The sequence below is a fragment of the Gluconacetobacter dulcium genome, from assembly GCF_014174165.1.
GTDB lineage: Bacteria > Pseudomonadota > Alphaproteobacteria > Acetobacterales > Acetobacteraceae > Gluconacetobacter > Gluconacetobacter dulcium.
In genome coordinates this window covers 1-759 of the sequence record NZ_JABEQN010000069.1, presented here as the reverse complement: position 1 = coordinate 759, position 759 = coordinate 1, and the positions used below count along the sequence as shown (strand labels likewise).

The 759-nt window shown below is 52.0% G+C and carries 1 protein-coding gene; it reads right to left on the bottom strand.

Annotation, left to right across the window (positions count from 1 at the left end; all coding sequences use genetic code 11):
* Positions 1-89 precede the first annotated feature (89 nt).
* The gene (locus HLH25_RS19915; protein WP_182975734.1) at positions 90-671 is read right to left on the bottom strand and encodes a recombinase family protein; all 582 of its coding nucleotides are present in this window, start codon (positions 669-671) and stop codon (positions 90-92) included.
* Between the last annotated feature and the right edge of the window lie 88 nt (positions 672-759).

Here is a 759-nt window from a genome sequence, read left to right as displayed (position 1 = left end):
CCGACTCATAATCGGTGGTTTTTGATTTTACGTCAAGATGATGGCCAAAGCGCCATTGAGCATCATATCTCCGCTGATCACAAGATGCATCAAAAAGCCGATTTTTGACGCGTTTTTTGACATACCAAGCGTTGGATGGTTGATGCCGAAACACCTAATAGATTCGCAATCTGCCGGTTCGATACGCCCGATCGAGCCAGTTCGATCGCGTGAGCGCGCTGGCGTGTCGACAATTTGGGCCGACGCCCAAGCTTGATACCCGCCTCCCTAGCCGCGGCCAGGCCGGCAAGGGTACGTTCGCGGATGATCTCACGTTCGAATTCTGCGAATCCGGCTAATATCGTCAGGAACAACCGACCGTTTGGCGTATTTGTTTCAATGCCAATATTGAGAATGCGCAAATTAATCCGCCGTTCGTTAAGAATCCTAATTAACCCCATGACATCAATGGTATCACGCCCCAGCCGATCGAGTTTGGCCGCGATCAAGTGATCGCCCTCCTGAAGTCTGCCGAGCAACGATGACATTCCAGGTCTCACCAAGGCGGGGACGCCCCCTGAAATCACGTCCTGAGTGATCTGATCGTCGGTCAAACCTTCATGCCGAAGGGCAGTCAGTTGTGCGTCAGTTGATTGGTGGTCGGTCGACACCCGCGCATAGCCATATCTCATGCGTCAAAAACCCTGTTTTCGGTTCAATGAAACAAACGCTCGTAAGGGAGCCGATCCGTGAGGTCAAAAACCACCGATTATGAGTCGG